Source organism: Streptosporangium sp. NBC_01469 (assembly GCF_036227305.1).
Classification (GTDB): Bacteria; Actinomycetota; Actinomycetes; order Streptosporangiales; family Streptosporangiaceae; genus Streptosporangium.
Genome location: NZ_CP109465.1, coordinates 5465917 through 5482455, shown reverse-complemented (window position 1 = coordinate 5482455; position 16539 = coordinate 5465917). Strand labels below are relative to the sequence as shown.

General features: G+C 64.4%; 9 protein-coding genes and 3 rRNA genes. 4 read left to right on the top strand and 8 right to left on the bottom strand.

Features of this window, described 5'->3' with window-relative positions; genetic code table 11:
• Positions 1–175: 175 nt before the first annotated feature.
• A complete protein-coding gene (locus OG587_RS24030) occupies positions 176–523 on the top strand; it encodes an SCP2 sterol-binding domain-containing protein (protein ID WP_329078988.1) in 348 nt (115 codons plus the stop codon).
• Positions 524–653: 130 nt separating this feature from the next.
• On the opposite strand, the gene OG587_RS24025 is transcribed toward OG587_RS24030, so the two are convergent.
• Both OG587_RS24025 and OG587_RS24020 read right to left on the bottom strand, forming a co-directional pair.
• Entirely contained in the window at positions 654–1673 is a 1020-nt protein-coding gene (locus OG587_RS24025; protein ID WP_329078986.1) for an HAD-IIA family hydrolase, read from the bottom strand.
• A gap of 346 nt (positions 1674–2019) precedes the next feature.
• Positions 2020–2451 (bottom strand): tetratricopeptide repeat protein, encoded by a 432-nt coding sequence (locus OG587_RS24020; RefSeq protein WP_329078985.1) that lies wholly within the window; start codon positions 2449–2451, stop codon positions 2020–2022.
• A gap of 120 nt (positions 2452–2571) precedes the next feature.
• Here OG587_RS24020 and OG587_RS24015 point away from each other — a divergent pair, with 120 nt between their 5' ends.
• Positions 2572–4050: a DUF1015 domain-containing protein gene (locus OG587_RS24015; RefSeq protein WP_329078983.1), complete on the top strand. Its 1479-nt coding sequence runs from the start codon at positions 2572–2574 to the stop codon at positions 4048–4050.
• Between the two features lie 20 nt (positions 4051–4070).
• On the opposite strand, the gene OG587_RS47255 is transcribed toward OG587_RS24015, so the two are convergent.
• Positions 4071–4637, bottom strand: a complete 567-nt coding sequence (locus OG587_RS47255; RefSeq protein WP_443075211.1) for a single-stranded DNA-binding protein — start codon at positions 4635–4637, stop codon at positions 4071–4073.
• 97 nt (positions 4638–4734) lie between these two features.
• Between OG587_RS47255 and OG587_RS24010 the strand changes: the two genes are divergently transcribed.
• Complete coding sequence (locus OG587_RS24010) at positions 4735–5673, top strand: MBL fold metallo-hydrolase (protein WP_443075210.1); 939 nt, start codon at positions 4735–4737, stop codon at positions 5671–5673.
• A 96-nt stretch (positions 5674–5769) separates the two neighbouring features.
• Here the strand turns inward: OG587_RS24010 and OG587_RS24005 are convergent, their stop codons facing one another.
• A complete protein-coding gene (locus OG587_RS24005; protein ID WP_329078980.1) occupies positions 5770–6861 on the bottom strand; it encodes a hypothetical protein in 1092 nt (363 codons plus the stop codon).
• Between OG587_RS24005 and OG587_RS24000 the strand changes: the two genes are divergently transcribed.
• Entirely contained in the window at positions 6808–8568 is a 1761-nt protein-coding gene (locus OG587_RS24000) for a hypothetical protein (protein WP_329078978.1), read from the top strand. The genes OG587_RS24005 and OG587_RS24000 overlap by 54 nt on opposite strands.
• Before the next feature lie 686 nt (positions 8569–9254).
• Here the strand turns inward: OG587_RS24000 and rrf are convergent.
• The 4 genes from rrf to tyrS form a co-directional block, all read right to left on the bottom strand.
• A 5S ribosomal RNA gene (gene rrf, locus OG587_RS23995) occupies positions 9255–9371 on the bottom strand.
• Positions 9372–9440: 69 nt separating this feature from the next.
• Positions 9441–12568, bottom strand: a 23S ribosomal RNA gene (locus OG587_RS23990).
• Positions 12569–12995: 427 nt separating this feature from the next.
• Positions 12996–14519, bottom strand: a 16S ribosomal RNA gene (locus OG587_RS23985).
• The 16S, 23S and 5S rRNA genes sit together here, the layout of an rRNA operon.
• A gap of 733 nt (positions 14520–15252) precedes the next feature.
• Positions 15253–16521, bottom strand: a complete 1269-nt coding sequence (tyrS, locus tag OG587_RS23980) for a tyrosine--tRNA ligase (protein ID WP_329078977.1) — start codon at positions 16519–16521, stop codon at positions 15253–15255.
• Positions 16522–16539: the final 18 nt, after the last annotated feature.

Genomic DNA, 16539 nt, shown 5'->3' with positions numbered 1-16539 from the left:
CCATTAAGGTCGGCGACCGCCAACACACAGCCCCGCAATGTTTCGGACGCCATGGCAGAAGCCTCTTTCTCCGGCACACCCCCGCGCCGGATTGCATGCCGTACCCATGTGGAACGCTACCGTCCGTACCTGAAAGGGATTCGGATCGGTCAGGGAGAGAAGGGAGCGCCACGCGATGGCGACCGTCGACGAGTGCCGGGTGGCACTGCGCAAACTCGGCGAGCAGTTCGACGAGGTTGACCAGGAGAGCCGCGCCAAGCACGTGGTCGAGCGCAGCATCAGCTGCCATGTCAAGGATCTCGGCGTCACCTTTTACGGCCACATCCACCACGGCGGCCTCGGCCCCTTCGAGGATCTGTCCCCGGACGACGGCAGGCAGGCCGAGGTGAAACTGACCATCGGCAGCGACGACCTCGTCTCGCTGGTCAACGGGGACCTCGACATGGGACGGGCCGTTTTCGGCGGCCGGGTCAAGGTCGACGCCAGTTTCGGCGACCTTCTCCGTCTGCGCAAGCTCCTTTGAGGATCCCGCCCGAGGGCGGGATCACGCGGGCGGAGGGGCCCGGAGGCCAACGTCCGGCTCGGCATCAGGTGGGGTCACGTGAGATCACATGGAGTCACGTGGCAGAGGCGCGGGGGTTGAGGCCGCCGTCTCAGCCGGAGCGCGAGGTTCGCGGCGGGAGTGCGGAGTCGAGCGCCGCCTTCACCGCGTCCTCGTCCGCCTGGCCCTCGCCTGCGGCCTCCCAGGTCGCGGCGGAAGCGGCGCGGAGCCCGTCGAGCGGCTCACCTCCGCCTTCGAGGGTGAGGGCGCCCTCCTCCCAGCGGGCCGTCCACCCCTCGCAGGTCCATCCGTCCCCGATCCGCCGTACCTCGGGATAGGGCCGGTGCAGGTCGGACAGATCAGCGGCGATGTAGGTGGGCCGGTGCCGGGGGGCGGCGGTCAGCACGTCGAGCGGGCTCGCCACCCCGGTCAGGACCAGCAGGCTGTCCACCCCCGCGTTGGTCGCCCCCTCGATGTCGGTGTCGAGCCTGTCGCCGACCACCAGGGGCCGCTGCGATCCGGTACGGAGCATCGACTCGCGGTGCAGGGGCGGCTCGGGCTTTCCCGCGACGATCGGCTCCACCCCGGTCGCCGTGGCGATGACCCTGATCATCGCGCCGTTGCCGGGAAGCTCGCCCCTGCCTGTCGGCATGGTCGAGTCGGCGTTCGCGGCGACGAAGAGGGCTCCCCCTCTCACTGCGAGTGTCCCCTCGGCCAGCAGGCCGTAGGAGAGATCGGGGGCGATGCCCTGGACGACCGCGACCGGGGCGTCCAGGGCGGTGCTGACCGGGCGCAGTCCGTGGGCGCGCAGTGCGGAGCGCAGCCCCATCCCGCCGACCACCAGCACCGCGGCACCCGGTTCGACCCGCTCGGCCACGACCCGCGCGGCGGCCTGGGCGGAGGTCACGACGTCCTCGGAGACCGCGGGGGCGCCCAGCGCACGCAGGTGCTGGGCGATGGCGGCGGGGGTGCGTGAGGCGTTGTTGGTGACGTAGGCGAGGCGCACACCACGCTCCGCCGCCCGGCGCAGGGACTCCGGAGCCGCCGGTACGGCGTTGCGTCCGAGATACACCACCCCGTCGAGGTCAAGGAGAAGAGTGTCATACGGGTCGATCAGCGTATTCGTGTCCACCGGCCCATTTCATCACCCACGTTCCATCACCCGCACCGATCCCATGCCACGAAGCCGCGTGGATCACATCCGGCGAACCCCCACAGATCACACCTGACGAGCGCCCACGGGCCACACCGGCAGGCCGGTATGAATCCCACCCCGCAGGCGCACGGGATCCGGCGGACTCGCGCGGCCCCCTGCGGGCGCACGGGATCACACCGGCGGACTCGCACGAATCACACCCCGCAGGCGTACGGATCCGGCGGACTCACACGAATCACACCCCGCAGGCGCACGCGATCACACCGGCGGACTCACACCCCGCGGGCATACGGGATCACACCGGCAGGTCGGTACGGATCGATCACATCCTGCGCGCGCGCAACGTGGCGCGAACGCTTTTCAGCGCGGAAACGTAGTGCCGCAGGTCCGGCCGCATCGCGACGGCGATGGCCAGCGGTTCCTGAGCCCCCTCCATGTCCCCGGTACGCCACAGGGCGAGCCCGAGGCCGAAATACGCGTAGTCCTCAGCCGGATTGGCGTCGATGATCCAGCGAAAACTGTCGACGGCGTCGGCGTACTGCCGGGAGTTGAACTGCGCTCGGGCGAGGGCCTCCCGGATGCTCCTCGACTCCGGCTCCGCGTCGGCCGCCCGCTCCAGCAGCGCGGCGGCCGCCGCCGGACTGCCCTCGGCCAGCAGCCTCATCCCTCGTTGAAACCATTCGTAGACGTCCCCGACCGGAGCGCCCGTCTCGGGGCTGGGGGAATCAGACGGACCGCCACGTCCTTGGACCATTGTGTGAGGCCTCCTTCATCGACAGACGACAGATCTGGCCGATTCCCTGACGGACCGGGCACCACCGCAGACTCGAAGCGGCCCCCGGCCGTTTCAGGCCTTTATGGCAGCATGCCCTCTATGGCGAATCCTGAACTGCCGATACCCGGCGGGCTGGTGCTGCGCCCGTTCCGCGGCGTACGGTTCACGGTCGACGATCTGGCCGGGGTCACCTCACCGCCTTACGACCTCATCGACGAGGCCGGCGTGCGAAAGCTGCTCGACACCCACCCCAACAACGTGGTGCGTTTGATCCTTCCCGGCACCGACCGCCACAGATACGCCGAGGCGCGGGAGACGCTTCACCAATGGCTCTCCTCCGGGGTGCTGGCCGCCGACGAGACACCCGCGGTCTACGTCTACGAGCAGTCGGGTCCCGGGGTCCTGCAGCGCGGGATCATCGGCGACGTGGGCCTGGCCGACCCGGAGCTGCAGATCGTCCTGCCGCACGAGAACGTGATGCCCGGACCGGTCGCCGACCGGCTGGCGCTGATGCGCACCACGGAAGCCAACCTGGAACCCATCTTCCTGCTCTACGACGGCGCGGGCGGCGCCACCACCCACCTCGTCGACCGCATCGCCGCGTCCCGGCCCCCGCTGGCGGAGGCGGAGACCGGAGACGGTGTCAGGCACCGGCTGTGGGCCGTCACCGACACCGGGGAGCTTGCCTCCATCGACGCCGACCTCCGCCCCCGCCAGGCTCTCATCGCCGACGGGCACCACCGCTACGCCACCTACCTCGCGCTCCAGCGGGAACACCGTGCCTCCACCACGAGTGATGCCGCGACAGTCATGCCCGTAGAGCCCGTGACAGCCGTGAAAACGGTCACGCCCGGGGCGCCCGTAGAACCCGAAGCAGGCACGCCCGTGAAGCCCGTGGAAGCATTCACACCCGTGGCATCCGTGAAGCCCGTGGAAGCGGTGACTCCGGTGAGCTCCGTGAAGCCCGAGCCGTGGGATTTCGGCCTTGCGCTCCTGGTGGACTCCAGCGCCTACCCACCGGACCTGAAGGCCATCCACCGGGTCATTCCCGAACTACCGCTTGAGGAGGCGCTGGCCAAGGCCAAGGGCTCGTGGCAGGTACACGACCACGCGGACCTGACCGACGGCCTGGCCGCGCTGGAGGAGACCAGCGGACCGGCTTACCTGCTGTCCGCCGGCGGGCCCACCCACCTTCTCACCGACCCTGACCTCGACCAGCTCGAACACGCCATGCCGGCCGAGCGCTCGGCCGGGTGGCGGGCCCTGAACACCTCGATCCTCGCGGAGTTTCTCCTGCCGAAGGTGTGGGGGATACAGGACGACGAGTTGTCGGTGCGCATCGTCCACCACGACCCGGAGGCCGCCGTACGGCTCGCACAGGCCTCCGGTGGGACCGCGGTGCTGCTGCGCCCGCTGGCGGTCGACGATGTGCTCGCGATCGCCGCTCAGGGGGAACGGGTGCCTCGCAAGTCCACCTCCTTCGGCCCGAAGCCCAGGACCGGCCTGGTTCTGCGCCTGCTCTCCCCGGGACAGACATCCCCCAGGAAGAACCTGCCCTTCGAGAAGCCCGAGTCCTGAGAACCACCGGGTCCTGAGAACTAAGGGAGCCGGAGTCCGACCGGGGCGAGATCCAGTCCAACCGGGGTAGGGTCCGGCCCGGCTGAGGTGGTGAGGTCAGGCACTGAGGTGAGACCGGGTCTGGCCGGGGTGATTCGCGGCTCCCCGCCCTGCCTCGCGCTCCCCTCCCCCGTCTGGAGACCCGCGGCCCCCTTTCTCGCATGCAGAAGTGAGTGCACCGACCGGGGCGGGGCAGGCACAGGACCTCCCTCGTCGCCGGTCAAGATCATGGTGACCTTGCGCTCAAGGCGTCTCACCGAACGCACCTCGACCTCGTAACCGGACGATTTGGCCCCTTCACTTCCCCACCAGCGGCGGCGTAGCGAACCCGTCACCTCGACGATGTCATCGGGCAGCCAACCGGTCACGGCCTCGATGACCTCGGTCTCGAACGACGCGCACGGGATGGTGTCGACCCGGGCGCCACGCCCGTGGTGCCGCCGCCGGACGATCAGCCGCCAGGTGCCGAGCGTGCTCCCGCTCTGCAACGACCTGATGTGAGCCGCCTCAGGTAGGCGGCCAACGAGAATGACCTCGTTACGATCCATGCGATCCTCCCTCGATCCTGCCGGTCGAGGACGACTCTCTACGATGTGAGCTGCGCCGGAATGGCCGAATATCGTTCTGTGGATACCGGTTCCAGTTATGAGGTGGCCTGTGGACAACATCACCGCCCTCGGCGGGGACGTCTATGAGATCGACACGAGGATGGCCGGGTACTCCAGCATCACGGCCGGATACCTGATTCTTGGAGACCGCCCCTGCCTGGTGGAGACCGGTACCTCCACCTCCGCTCCCGTGGTGCGCGACGCCCTCACCTCACTGGGTGTCGGTCCGGGAGATCTCGCCACGGTCGTCGTCACGCACATCCACCTGGATCACGCGGGCGGGGTCGGCGACATCGCCGGTTTCTACCCGGACGCGGAGATCGTGGTTCATGAGAAGGGCGCCCGGCATCTCGCCGATCCGTCCAGGCTGATGGCCAGCGCGCGAATGGTCTGGGGCGACAGGCTGGACATCCTGTTCGGCGAGCTTTCCCCCACGGAAGCCTCGCGGATCCGCGCGCTCGGCGACACCGACACGATCGACCTCGGCAACGGCCGTACCCTGAACAGCCACTACTCGCCGGGGCATGCCAGACACCACGTGGGACTCATCGACTCCGGCACCGGAGACCTCTACGTCGGCGACGCGGCCGGGGTCTACCTCCCGGAGACGGGCGACCTGCGTCCCGCCACGCCCCCGCCGGACTTCGACCTGGGGACCGCGCTGGACTCCATCGCCCTGTTCAAAGCGCTGGGCCCGCAAAGGCTGCTCTTCAGTCACTACGGACCGGTCGCGGATGTGGAGGAGATCCTGGGACGCTCCGCCGAGGAGCTTCGCGTCTGGGTCGACCTGACCCGTCAGGCCCGCACGGAGGGCATGGACCTGGACCACGCGGCTGCCATGGTCAGGGAGCGCACCCGCGACCGCTACGCGGCCCTGACGGCGAACGAGGTGACCGCCGAGCAGTTCGAGCTGCTGAGCGGCGCCCCGTCCAACGTGGCTGGAATCCTGCACTGGCTGGACCGGATCCAGCCGTAAAGACGCGTCCCGTAAAGTCCGGGACCGCCATGGAGGTACCTCCCACATTCCGGGTGCACAGCTCGTCCACCCGGAATGTGATGAAGGTCCTCGGGACTACTTCTTCTCGGCCTTGCCCCGGCCCTGGCCCTGCTCGTCGTCCTCGTCAAGGTCGTCGTCCAGGTCATCGTCTCCGTCGGAGTCGACATCGGAAGCGTCACTGAGAATGTCGCCGAAGTCGGGCTCGATGAAGGCCGGACCGACAGCGCGCTCCACCTTGCCGGGCTTCTCCTCCGCCTTCCGCTCGACGTCGACCGTCTCGTTCCCGGAGTTCCCGGAAGAGACCCCTTCGTCGGAGGAGTCGTTGTCCGGAGCATCACCGGCAGCGGGCCGGTTCGCACTGAACTCGTCGTCAAAGAGATCGTCTTCGGCCTCGATCTCCGCGTCTAGAGCCGCGACGTCGTCGATGTCCGCGTCATCGTCCATATGGACGTCATCGTCAACATCGTCATCGTCGATCTCGTCACCGTCATCGTCACCGTCATCGGCGTCGTCATCGCCCTCGACAGCGGCGTCATCGCTAGAGCGGATGTCGCCATCGACAACTTCCCCGTCCCCGTCCTCGTCGTCCTCTTCGAGGTCCTCGATGACAGCGCCCGTCAGCTCCGCGTAGCGCTCGGCCGCGTCGGTCTCACCGTCCTCGTCGAAGGCCATCGCCCGGCCGAACCACTCCGTGGCCGGCCCCTCGTGACCCGCCGCGGACAGCGCGTCGGCGTAGGCGAAGGCGAGGCGGGCCGACCAGGGCTGGGGACGGGTGTCACGCAGCTCAGGAAGGCGCTGGAGGGTGATGACCGCGGCGTCGTTCTGGCCGAGATCCCTCCGGGCGCCGGACTCCACGATGGCGAGCTCGATCTTGCCGACGCGGTCGAGCCGCTCGGCCTCCTTGGAGCGGACCAGGTCAAGGGCACGCTCGGGACGGCCAAGGCCGCGCTCGCAGTCCGCCATGATCGGCAGGAACGAGTCGGAACCCGTCATCCGGCGAGCCGCGCGCAGATCACTGAGCGCCTCGGAGAAGTGACCGGCACGGTAGGCCGCGATGCCGACGGCCTCGCGGATCACTCCGATCCTGGCCGCGAAGCGGCGGGCGACCTTCGTGTGCTCGTACGCCCGCTCCGCGTCGTCCTCGCCGAGAGCCCTCTCGGCCGCCACGAGGTGGCGGGAGATCAGATCCGCGAGGTCGAGCGGAAGGGAACGCAGTTCTTCGCGGATCTCCTTGTCGAGCTCCTCCGCGGTGATGTCCGGGGCGAGCTCGGGCAACTCCTCCCGCTGGCCGCTGGGAGCCTCGCCGCCTCCGCCGGACCGGTCATCCCGGCCATAGCGGGTGCGGGACCCCTCAGCATCGCGGTCGCGATTCCCGAAGGGACGCCCTCCCCCGGGACGGTCGTCGCGGTTGAACGGCGGCCGGTCCCCTCCGCGGTTGAACGACGGACGCTCACCACCGCGGTCGTCACGGTTGGAGGCGGGACGGTCACCACGGTAGCCACTGCTGGGACGGTCGTCACGGTTGAACGGCCTGCGCTCACCACCGCGGTCATCGCGGTTGAACGACGGACGCTCACCGCCACGGTCGTCGCGGTTGAACGGCCTGCGCTCACCATCGGGACGCGAACCATACTGGCTACGGGCCTGGTCACGGTCACCGTACGAACGACGCTCGCCACCACGATCATCGCGACTGGACGACGGCCGATCATCACGATTGAACGGCGGACGACCCGAACCACGGTCATCACGATTGAACGGAGGACGATCCCCCCCACGACTGTCGCGGTTGAACGGCGGACGCTCACCACCGCGGTCGTCACGGTTGGAGGCGGGACGGTCACCACGGTAGCCACTGCTGGGACGGTCGTCACGGTTGAACGGCCTGCGCTCACCACCGCGGTCATCGCGGTTGAACGACGGACGCTCACCGCCACGGTCGTCGCGGTTGAACGGAGGACGGCCCCCGCCGGGACGGTCGTCGCGGTTGAACGGCCTGCGCTCACCATCGGGACGCGAACCATACTGGCTACGGGCCTGGTCACGGTCACCGTACGAACGACGCTCGCCACCACGATCATCGCGACTGGACGACGGCCGATCATCACGATTGAACGGCGGACGACCCGAACCACGGTCATCACGATTGAACGGAGGACGGCCCCCACCGCGGTCATCGCGGTTGAACGGAGGACGACCTCCACCGGGACGATCGTCACGATTGAACGGCCTGCGCTCACCACCGCGGTCGTCGCGGTTGAACGGAGGACGGCCCCCGCCGGGACGGTCGTCGCGGTTGAACGGCCTGCGCTCACCATCGGGACGCGAACCATACTGGCTACGGGCCTGGTCACGGTCACCGTACGAACGACGCTCGCCACCACGATCATCGCGACTGGACGACGGCCGATCATCACGATTGAACGGAGGACGATCCCCCCCACGACTGTCGCGGTTAAAGGAAGGACGATCACCGCGATACCCGCCACCAGGACGATCATCACGATTGAACGGCTTACGCTCACCACCGCGGTCATCGCGGTTGAACGGAGGACGACCTCCACTGGGACGGTCATCACGGTTGAACGGAGGACGACCACCGCTGGGACGGTCATCACGGTTGAACGGAGGACGACCACCGCTGGGACGGTCATCACGGTTGAACGGAGGACGACCACCGCTGGGACGGTCATCACGGTTGAACGGAGGACGACCACCGCTGGGACGGTCATCACGGTTGAACGGAGGACGGCCGGAGCCACGGTCGTCACGGTTGTAGGACGGCCGGTCGCCACGATCACGGGCCCCATAGGAACCACCGCGGGACTGGTCACGGTCACCGTAAGGACGCTGACCCTCGCCACGCGGCCCTGAGGGTTTCTGCCCGCCCCCCGGACGGTCGTCACGGTTGAACGGAGGACGACTGGCACCACGGTCGTCACGGTTGTAGGACGGCCGGTCGCCACGATCACGAGAGCCGTAAGAACCACTCGGGCGCCCCTCTCGGCGCTCACCATACCGGGGACCGTCGCCCGGACGTCCCCTGTCACCACCTGCGCGATCGCTACGGTGGCCTCCCTGGCCACCAGATCCGCGGTTTTCGCCCTCTTCGCGTCGGCCCGCGCCCTCAGGCCCGTTGTCACTGTTCACTTCTGGTCCATTCGTTGGCTCACTCTGCGAGCACGTCCCATCTCCTCGATCGGATGGGACGTTCGCTATGCGGGCGGTCTCCGGCCGCGGGGTGCGCCCCGTTCGCTATCGCTGCCCCGCCCTATCGTGGTCTGGCGCGACGAAGGCCACCCGCTGGTGGGGTGGCCCGGCCTCTCCAGCCTAGCAAGCCCCTGAAAGTCCATACGCCCTTCCCCCCGCACCCACAAATGATCACGACCATCCCGCTGGACCCTTCGTGGGCGATTTTAAGAGATCTGCGGGGCCGTCTGACCCGCCGGCCATCACGTTGCCCAGGAATGCCGTGGGAGCCAAAGGCCGCTCAACAAACGCTCCGTAACGCAAAAAACACGTAGGCCCCCACCAAAGGTGGGGGCCTACGTGAAACGATTGTCCGGCGGTGACCTACTCTCCCACACCGTCCCCGGTGCAGTACCATCGGCGCTGAAGAGCTTAACTTCCGGGTTCGGAATGTAACCGGGTGTTTCCCCTTCGCCATAACCGCCGTAACCCTATGAAACACACAAACCAATGTTTGTTGTCTCAGAATTGCGTAGTGGACGCGAGCATATTGCTTTGTGGTCAAGTCCTCGGCCTATTAGTACTGGTCAGCTCCACACATTACTGCGCTTCCACTTCCAGCCTATCAACCCGGTCGTCTACCGGGAGCCTTACCCACTCTCATGGTGGGAGACCTCATCTCAAGGCGAGCTTCCCGCTTAGATGCTTTCAGCGGTTATCCCTTCCGAACGTAGCCAACCAGCCGTGCTCCTGGCGGAACAACTGGCACACCAGAGGTTCGTCCGTCCCGGTCCTCTCGTACTAGGGACAGCTCCTTTCAAGTCTCCTGCGCGCGCAGCGGATAGGGACCGAACTGTCTCGCGACGTTCTAAACCCAGCTCGCGTACCGCTTTAATGGGCGAACAGCCCAACCCTTGGGACCTACTCCAGCCCCAGGATGCGACGAGCCGACATCGAGGTGCCAAACCATCCCGTCGATATGGACTCTTGGGGAAGATCAGCCTGTTATCCCCGGGGTACCTTTTAGCCGTTGAGCGACGGCGCTTCCACATGCCACCGCCGGATCACTAGTCCCAGCTTTCGCTCCTGCTCGACCCGTCGGTCTCACAGTCAAGCTCCCTTGTGCACTTACACTCGACACCTGATTGCCAACCAGGCTGAGGGAACCTTTGGGCGCCTCCGTTACTCTTTAGGAGGCAACCGCCCCAGTTAAACTACCCACCAGACACTGTCCCTGATCCGGATCACGGACCGAAGTTAGACGTTCAAAACGACCAGAGTGGTATTTCACCAATGACTCCACCACCACTAGCGTGATAGCTTCACCGTCTCCCACCTATCCTACACAAGACGTTCCAAACGCCAATGTCAAGCTATAGTGAAGGTCCCGGGGTCTTTCCGTCCTGCTGCGCGTAACGAGCATCTTTACTCGTAGTGCAATTTCGCCGGGTCTGCGGTTGAGACAGCGGGGAAGTCGTTACGCCATTCGTGCAGGTCGGAACTTACCCGACAAGGAATTTCGCTACCTTAGGATGGTTATAGTTACCACCGCCGTTTACTGGCGCTTAAGTTCTCAGCTTCGCACACCAAAGTGCACTAACCGGTCCCCTTAACGTTCCAGCACCGGGCAGGCGTCAGTCCGTATACATCGTCTTACGACTTCGCACGGACCTGTGTTTTTAGTAAACAGTCGCTTCCCCCTGGCCTCTGCGACCCCCACCAGCTCAGAGCGCGAAGCTCATCACCAGCGAAGGCCCCCCTTCTCCCGAAGTTACGGGGGCAATTTGCCGAGTTCCTTAACCACAGTTCACCCGATCGCCTTAGTATTCTCTACCTGACCACCTGAGTCGGTTTAGGGTACGGGCCGCCACGACACTCACTAGAGGCTTTTCTCGGCAGCATAGGATCACCCACTTCGCCACAATCGGCTCGGCATCACATCTCAGGATACATGAACCGCGGATTTACCTACGGTTCTCCCTACATGCTTACCCCAGGACTACCATCGCCTGGGCTGGGCTACCTTCCTGCGTCACCCCATCGCTTACCTACTACCAGTTCAGGCCAGGCGTTCAGTCTCACCCACACCCCGAAGGGCGTTAGGGACTTAAGGACCCTTAGTATCACTGGATTCAGTATTGGCGCATCGTAGCGGGTACGGGAATATCAACCCGTTGTCCATCGACTACGCCTGTCGGCCTCGCCTTAGGTCCCGACTTACCCTGGGCGGATTAGCCTGCCCCAGGAACCCTTGGTCATCCGGCGCAGAAGTTTCTCACTTCTGATTCGCTACTCATGCCTGCATTCTCACTCGCACAGCCTCCACAGCTGGATCACTCCGCTGCTTCCCCGGCCGCACGACGCTCCCCTACCCATCCACACACCTAAACCACAAAGGCTCGGTACATGTGTGAATGCCACGACTTCGGCGGTGTACTTGAGCCCCGCTACATTGTCGGCGCAGAATCACTTGACCAGTGAGCTATTACGCACTCTTTCAAGGGTGGCTGCTTCTAAGCCAACCTCCTGGTTGTCACTGCGACTCCACATCCTTTCCCACTTAGCACACGCTTAGGGGCCTTAGTCGGTGGTCTGGGCTGTTTCCCTCTCGACTACGGAGCTTATCCCCCGCAGTCTCACTGCTACGCTCTCACTTACCGGCATTCGGAGTTTGGCTGACGTCAGTAACCTTGTCGGGCCCATTAGCCATCCAGTGCTCTACCTCCGGCAAGAAACACGTAACGCTGCACCTAAATGCATTTCGGGGAGAACCAGCTATCACGGAGTTTGATTGGCCTTTCACCCCTAAACACAGGTCATCCCCCAGGTTTTCAACCCTGGTGGGTTCGGTCCTCCACGCGGTCTTACCCGCGCTTCAACCTGCCCATGCCTAGATCACTCCGCTTCGGGTCTACAGCATGCGACTCAAACGCCCTATTCAGACTCGCTTTCGCTACGGCTCCCCCACACGGGTTAACCTCGCCACACACCATAACTCGCAGGCTCATTCTTCAAAAGGCACGCAGTCACATCACAAACAAGGCGAACCTCGTTTACGCTCCTACGGCTTGTAGGCACACGGTTTCAGGTACTATTTCACGACCCCTCACCGGGGCGCTTTTCACCTTTCCCTCACGGTACTTGTTCACTATCGGTCATCAGGGAGTATTTAGGCTTACCAGGTGGTCCTGGCAGATTCACACAGGATTTCTCGGGCCCCGTGCTACTTGGGATCCCCTCAAACAGTCCAACCAATTTCGCCTACCCGACTCTCACGGTCTACGGCGCAACTTCCCAGAAGCTTCGACTATCGGAAGGATTTCTAACTGTCTGGAGAAACGGCAGCTCCTCCCAGAGGGTCCCACAACCCCGCAAACGCAACGCCTGCCGGCTATCACACGCCTACGGTTTAGCCTGATCCGCTTTCGCTCACCACTACTCACGGAATCACTAAATTGTTTTCTCTTCCTACGGGTACTGAGATGTTTCACTTCCCCGCGTTACCACCAACCGCCCTATACATTCAGGCGGAGGCAACACCACATGACTGGTGCTAGGTTTCCCCATTCGGACATCCCCGGATCAAAGTCTGGTTGGCGACTCCCCGGGGCTTAACGCAGCCTCCCACGTCCTTCATCGGCTCCTGATGCCAAGGCATCCACCGTGTGCCCTAAAAAACTTGGCCACAAAGATGCTCGCGTCCACTATGCAAATCTCAAACAACAAACAGCGACCAAACCACACCCGCCACCAACACCCACCACCACACACAAAACATGCGCAGCTGTGAACTGGTCTGACAGGAGGTCGGCCCCGCACGAGGCAAAACAGACACCCACCCCGAACCCGGGGCAGGCACCAGGGCCACCACCAACCGGCAGCAGCCCCGAACATGGTCCGTTTCCTCAGGACCCAACAGTGTGTTCAACCAGTCCCACCCGCGCGGCACCCCGTTCCCACTCCCTCCAAGGAGGGCGGTACTAGCGGTCCCGGCCGTCAGGCCCGGTTGAGTAGCCAATGCTCCACTAATGAGCGTGCCGAGCGTGAGACGTTCGCTCACGAACACGGCGTAGACCCCCACAGCTTGCGCCATGGAAGCCGGTGCTCCTTAGAAAGGAGGTGATCCAGCCGCACCTTCCGGTACGGCTACCTTGTTACGACTTCGTCCCAATCGCCAGCCCCACCTTCGACCGCTCCCCCCAGACAAGCTGGTTGGGCCACGGGCTTCGGGTGTTGCCGACTTTCGTGACGTGACGGGCGGTGTGTACAAGGCCCGGGAACGTATTCACCGCAGCGTTGCTGATCTGCGATTACTAGCGACTCCGACTTCATGGGGTCGAGTTGCAGACCCCAATCCGAACTGAGACCGGCTTTTAGGGATTCGCTCCACCTTGCGGTATCGCAACCCTCTGTACCGGCCATTGTAGCATGTTTGCAGCCCAAGACATAAGGGGCATGATGACTTGACGTCATCCCCACCTTCCTCCGAGTTGACCCCGGCAGTCTCCAATGAGTCCCCACCACCCCCGAAGGAGCGTGCTGGCAACATTGAACAAGGGTTGCGCTCGTTGCGGGACTTAACCCAACATCTCACGACACGAGCTGACGACAGCCATGCACCACCTGTCACCCAGTCCGAAGAGGCACCCATCTCTGAGTGTTTCCGGGCGATGTCAAGCCTTGGTAAGGTTCTTCGCGTTGCGTCGAATTAAGCAACATGCTCCGCCGCTTGTGCGGGCCCCCGTCAATTCCTTTGAGTTTTAGCCTTGCGGCCGTACTCCCCAGGCGGGGCGCTTAATGCGTTAGCTACGGCGCGGAAACCGTGGAAGGTCCCCACACCTAGCGCCCAACGTTTACAGCGTGGACTACCAGGGTATCTAATCCTGTTCGCTCCCCACGCTTTCGCTCCTCAGCGTCAGGTAAGGCCCAGAGAACCGCCTTCGCCACCGGTGTTCCTCCTGATATCTGCGCATTTCACCGCTACACCAGGAATTCCGTTCTCCCCTACCTACCTCTAGCCAGCCCGTATCGAATGCAGACCTGGAGTTAAGCCCCAAGCTTTCACACCCGACGTGACAAGCCACCTACGAGCTCTTTACGCCCAATAATTCCGGACAACGCTTGCGCCCTACGTATTACCGCGGCTGCTGGCACGTAGTTAGCCGGCGCTTCTTCTGCAGGTACACGTCAACTTCGTCCCTGCTGAAAGAGGTTTACAACCCGAAGGCCGTCATCCCCCACGCGGCGTCGCTGCGTCAGGCTTTCGCCCATTGCGCAATATTCCCCACTGCTGCCTCCCGTAGGAGTCTGGGCCGTGTCTCAGTCCCAGTGTGGCCGGTCGCCCTCTCAGGCCGGCTACCCGTCGTCGCCTTGGTAGGCCATTACCCCACCAACAAGCTGATAGGCCGCGAGTCCATCCCCAACCGAAAAACTTTCCACACACCAACGATGCCGTCATGTGTCATATCCGGTATTAGACCCAGTTTCCCGGGCTTATCCCAGAGTCAGGGGCAGGTTACTCACGTGTTACTCACCCGTTCGCCGCTCGAGTACCCCGAAGGGCCTTTCCGCTCGACTTGCATGTGTTAAGCACGCCGCCAGCGTTCGTCCTGAGCCAGGATCAAACTCTCCAAACAATGTCTGAACAGTCCTTACCCAGCTGAAAGCACCCACCACACATGGTGGATGTAATCAACCAAAGGAATCCATCCCCCACCCGAAAAGAGTGGTAGGACGGGGTTGTGCTTCATGCACTGGCTTTTAACACACTGTTGAGTTCTCAAGAAACGGACGCGTACACCATCACCCTGACCCGACCAACCGGCCGACCAGAACTCCGGGGCGTTCCATTTCGTATTTCAACCTTACAAGCCTGTTAAGATTGTGTCAAATTGCTAGCTATCAGCTGTTTGTCACAAAACCTGCAAACTTGCTAGGATTTCCAGCGCCTCGCTTCCGAGGCGACCCTCTGAACCTACCGTGACATCCGGGCCACAGCGAATCAACCGGTTTTCCGGCGACCTGCGTGGGATCCGAACGCTCAGGTTCGTTCAGGTGGAGTGGCCCTGGGCCCGTCCGCCGATCGGCGTCCGGCTCGCTCCGGGGCATTGCAAAGATTATGCGCCCTTCGGAACATCGTCAAATCAGCCACACCCGACAAAACCGCAGGTCAGGGCAGTTCCTTAAGAAAACCAGGAACGTTCGCTACCGGAATGTTACGCGGTGAAACGACTGACGCCCCGGCCGGAGCCGGAGCGTCAGTCACCGGCAATCACCGCGTTGACCTGACCAAAGGGCCAGGTCAACGAGGAAGATCGGAACAACGCGAGAGACCACGGGGACCACGCACCCCCCGAAACAGGGGCAGGATCAGCTCGCGACGACCTCGACACCGCCGACGGAACGCTTGCCACGGCGCAGCACCAGGAAGCGTCCATGGAGCAGATCATCGGCAGACGGCACGTACGTCTCGTCGGTGACCTTGACGTTGTTGAGGTAGGCGCCACCCTCCTTCACCGCGCGGCGCGCCTCCGACTTCGACTTGACCAGGCCACTCTCGGCGAACAGGTCGACGAAGGAGGCCCCCAGGGCGGGCACCTCCGCGCGCGGCACCTCGGCGAGGGCCTCCCCCAGCGTGCGCGCGGGCAGTTCCTCCAGGGAACCCTGGCCGAACAGGGCCGCCGAGGCGGCGATCACCGCCGCGCACTCGTCGGCGCCGTGCAGCAGCGTGGTGAACTCCTCGGCGAGCGCCCGCTGCGCCTCGCGCCCGGCGGGCCGGTCGGCGGCGGCCTTCTCCAGCCCCTCGATCTCCTCGCGGGACCGGAAGCTGTAGATCTTGAGGAACTTCACCACGTCACGGTCGTCCGCGTTCAGCCAGAACTGGTAGAACGCGTACGGGGAGGTCATCTCCGGGTTGAGCCAGACCGCGCCGCCGGCCGTCTTGCCGAACTTGGTCCCGTCGGCCTTGGTGATCAGCGGCACGGTGAGGGCGTGAACATGGCCGCCCGTCACCCGGCGGATGAGGTCGGTTCCCGCGGTGATGTTGCCCCACTGGTCGCTGCCGCCGATCTGGAGCGTGCAGCCGTGGCGCCTGTTCAACTCCAGGTAGTCGTTGGCCTGCAGGATCTGGTAGCTGAACTCGGTGTAGCTGAGCCCTTCCCCGCCCAGCCGGGCCGAGACCGACTCTCGGGCGAGCATCCGGTTGACCGGGAAGTGCTTGCCGACGTCGCGCAGGAAGTCGATCGCGGTCATGCCCTCCGTCCAGTCGAGGTTGCTGACGAGGATCCCGGCCTTCTCGTCCGAAAAGTCGAGGAACTTCTCCACCTGGACGCGGATCCGCGCCACCCATTCGGCCACGACGTCGGAGGAGTTGAGCGAGCGCTCGGTGCTCCGGCCGCTGGGATCGCCGATCAGACCCGTCGCGCCGCCCACCAGACCGATGGCCCGGTGGCCCGCCCGCTGGATGCGGGTGAGGGTCAGCAGCGGGACCAGGTTGCCGACGTGCAGGGAGGGGGCGGTCGGGTCGAAGCCGCAATAGACCGTGATCGGACCCTCGGCCATCGCCGCGCGCAGGGCGTCGATGTCGGTGGACTGCGCGATCAGGCCGCGCCAGGCGAGGTCATCCAGAATGTCGGTCACGATCCTTGCTTTCCAATG

Excerpts from the sequence above, each read along its gene's own strand:
- OG587_RS24030 (WP_329078988.1), top strand. The coding sequence starts at position 176 with ATGGCGACCGTCGACGAGTGCCGGGTGGCACTGCGCAAACTCGGCGAG.
- OG587_RS24020 (WP_329078985.1), bottom strand. The coding sequence starts at position 2,451 with ATGGTCCAAGGACGTGGCGGTCCGTCTGATTCCCCCAGCCCCGAGACG.
- OG587_RS24015 (WP_329078983.1), top strand. The coding sequence starts at position 2,572 with ATGGCGAATCCTGAACTGCCGATACCCGGCGGGCTGGTGCTGCGCCCG.
- OG587_RS47255 (WP_443075211.1), bottom strand. The coding sequence starts at position 4,637 with ATGGATCGTAACGAGGTCATTCTCGTTGGCCGCCTACCTGAGGCGGCT.
- OG587_RS24010 (WP_443075210.1), top strand. The coding sequence starts at position 4,735 with ATGAGGTGGCCTGTGGACAACATCACCGCCCTCGGCGGGGACGTCTAT.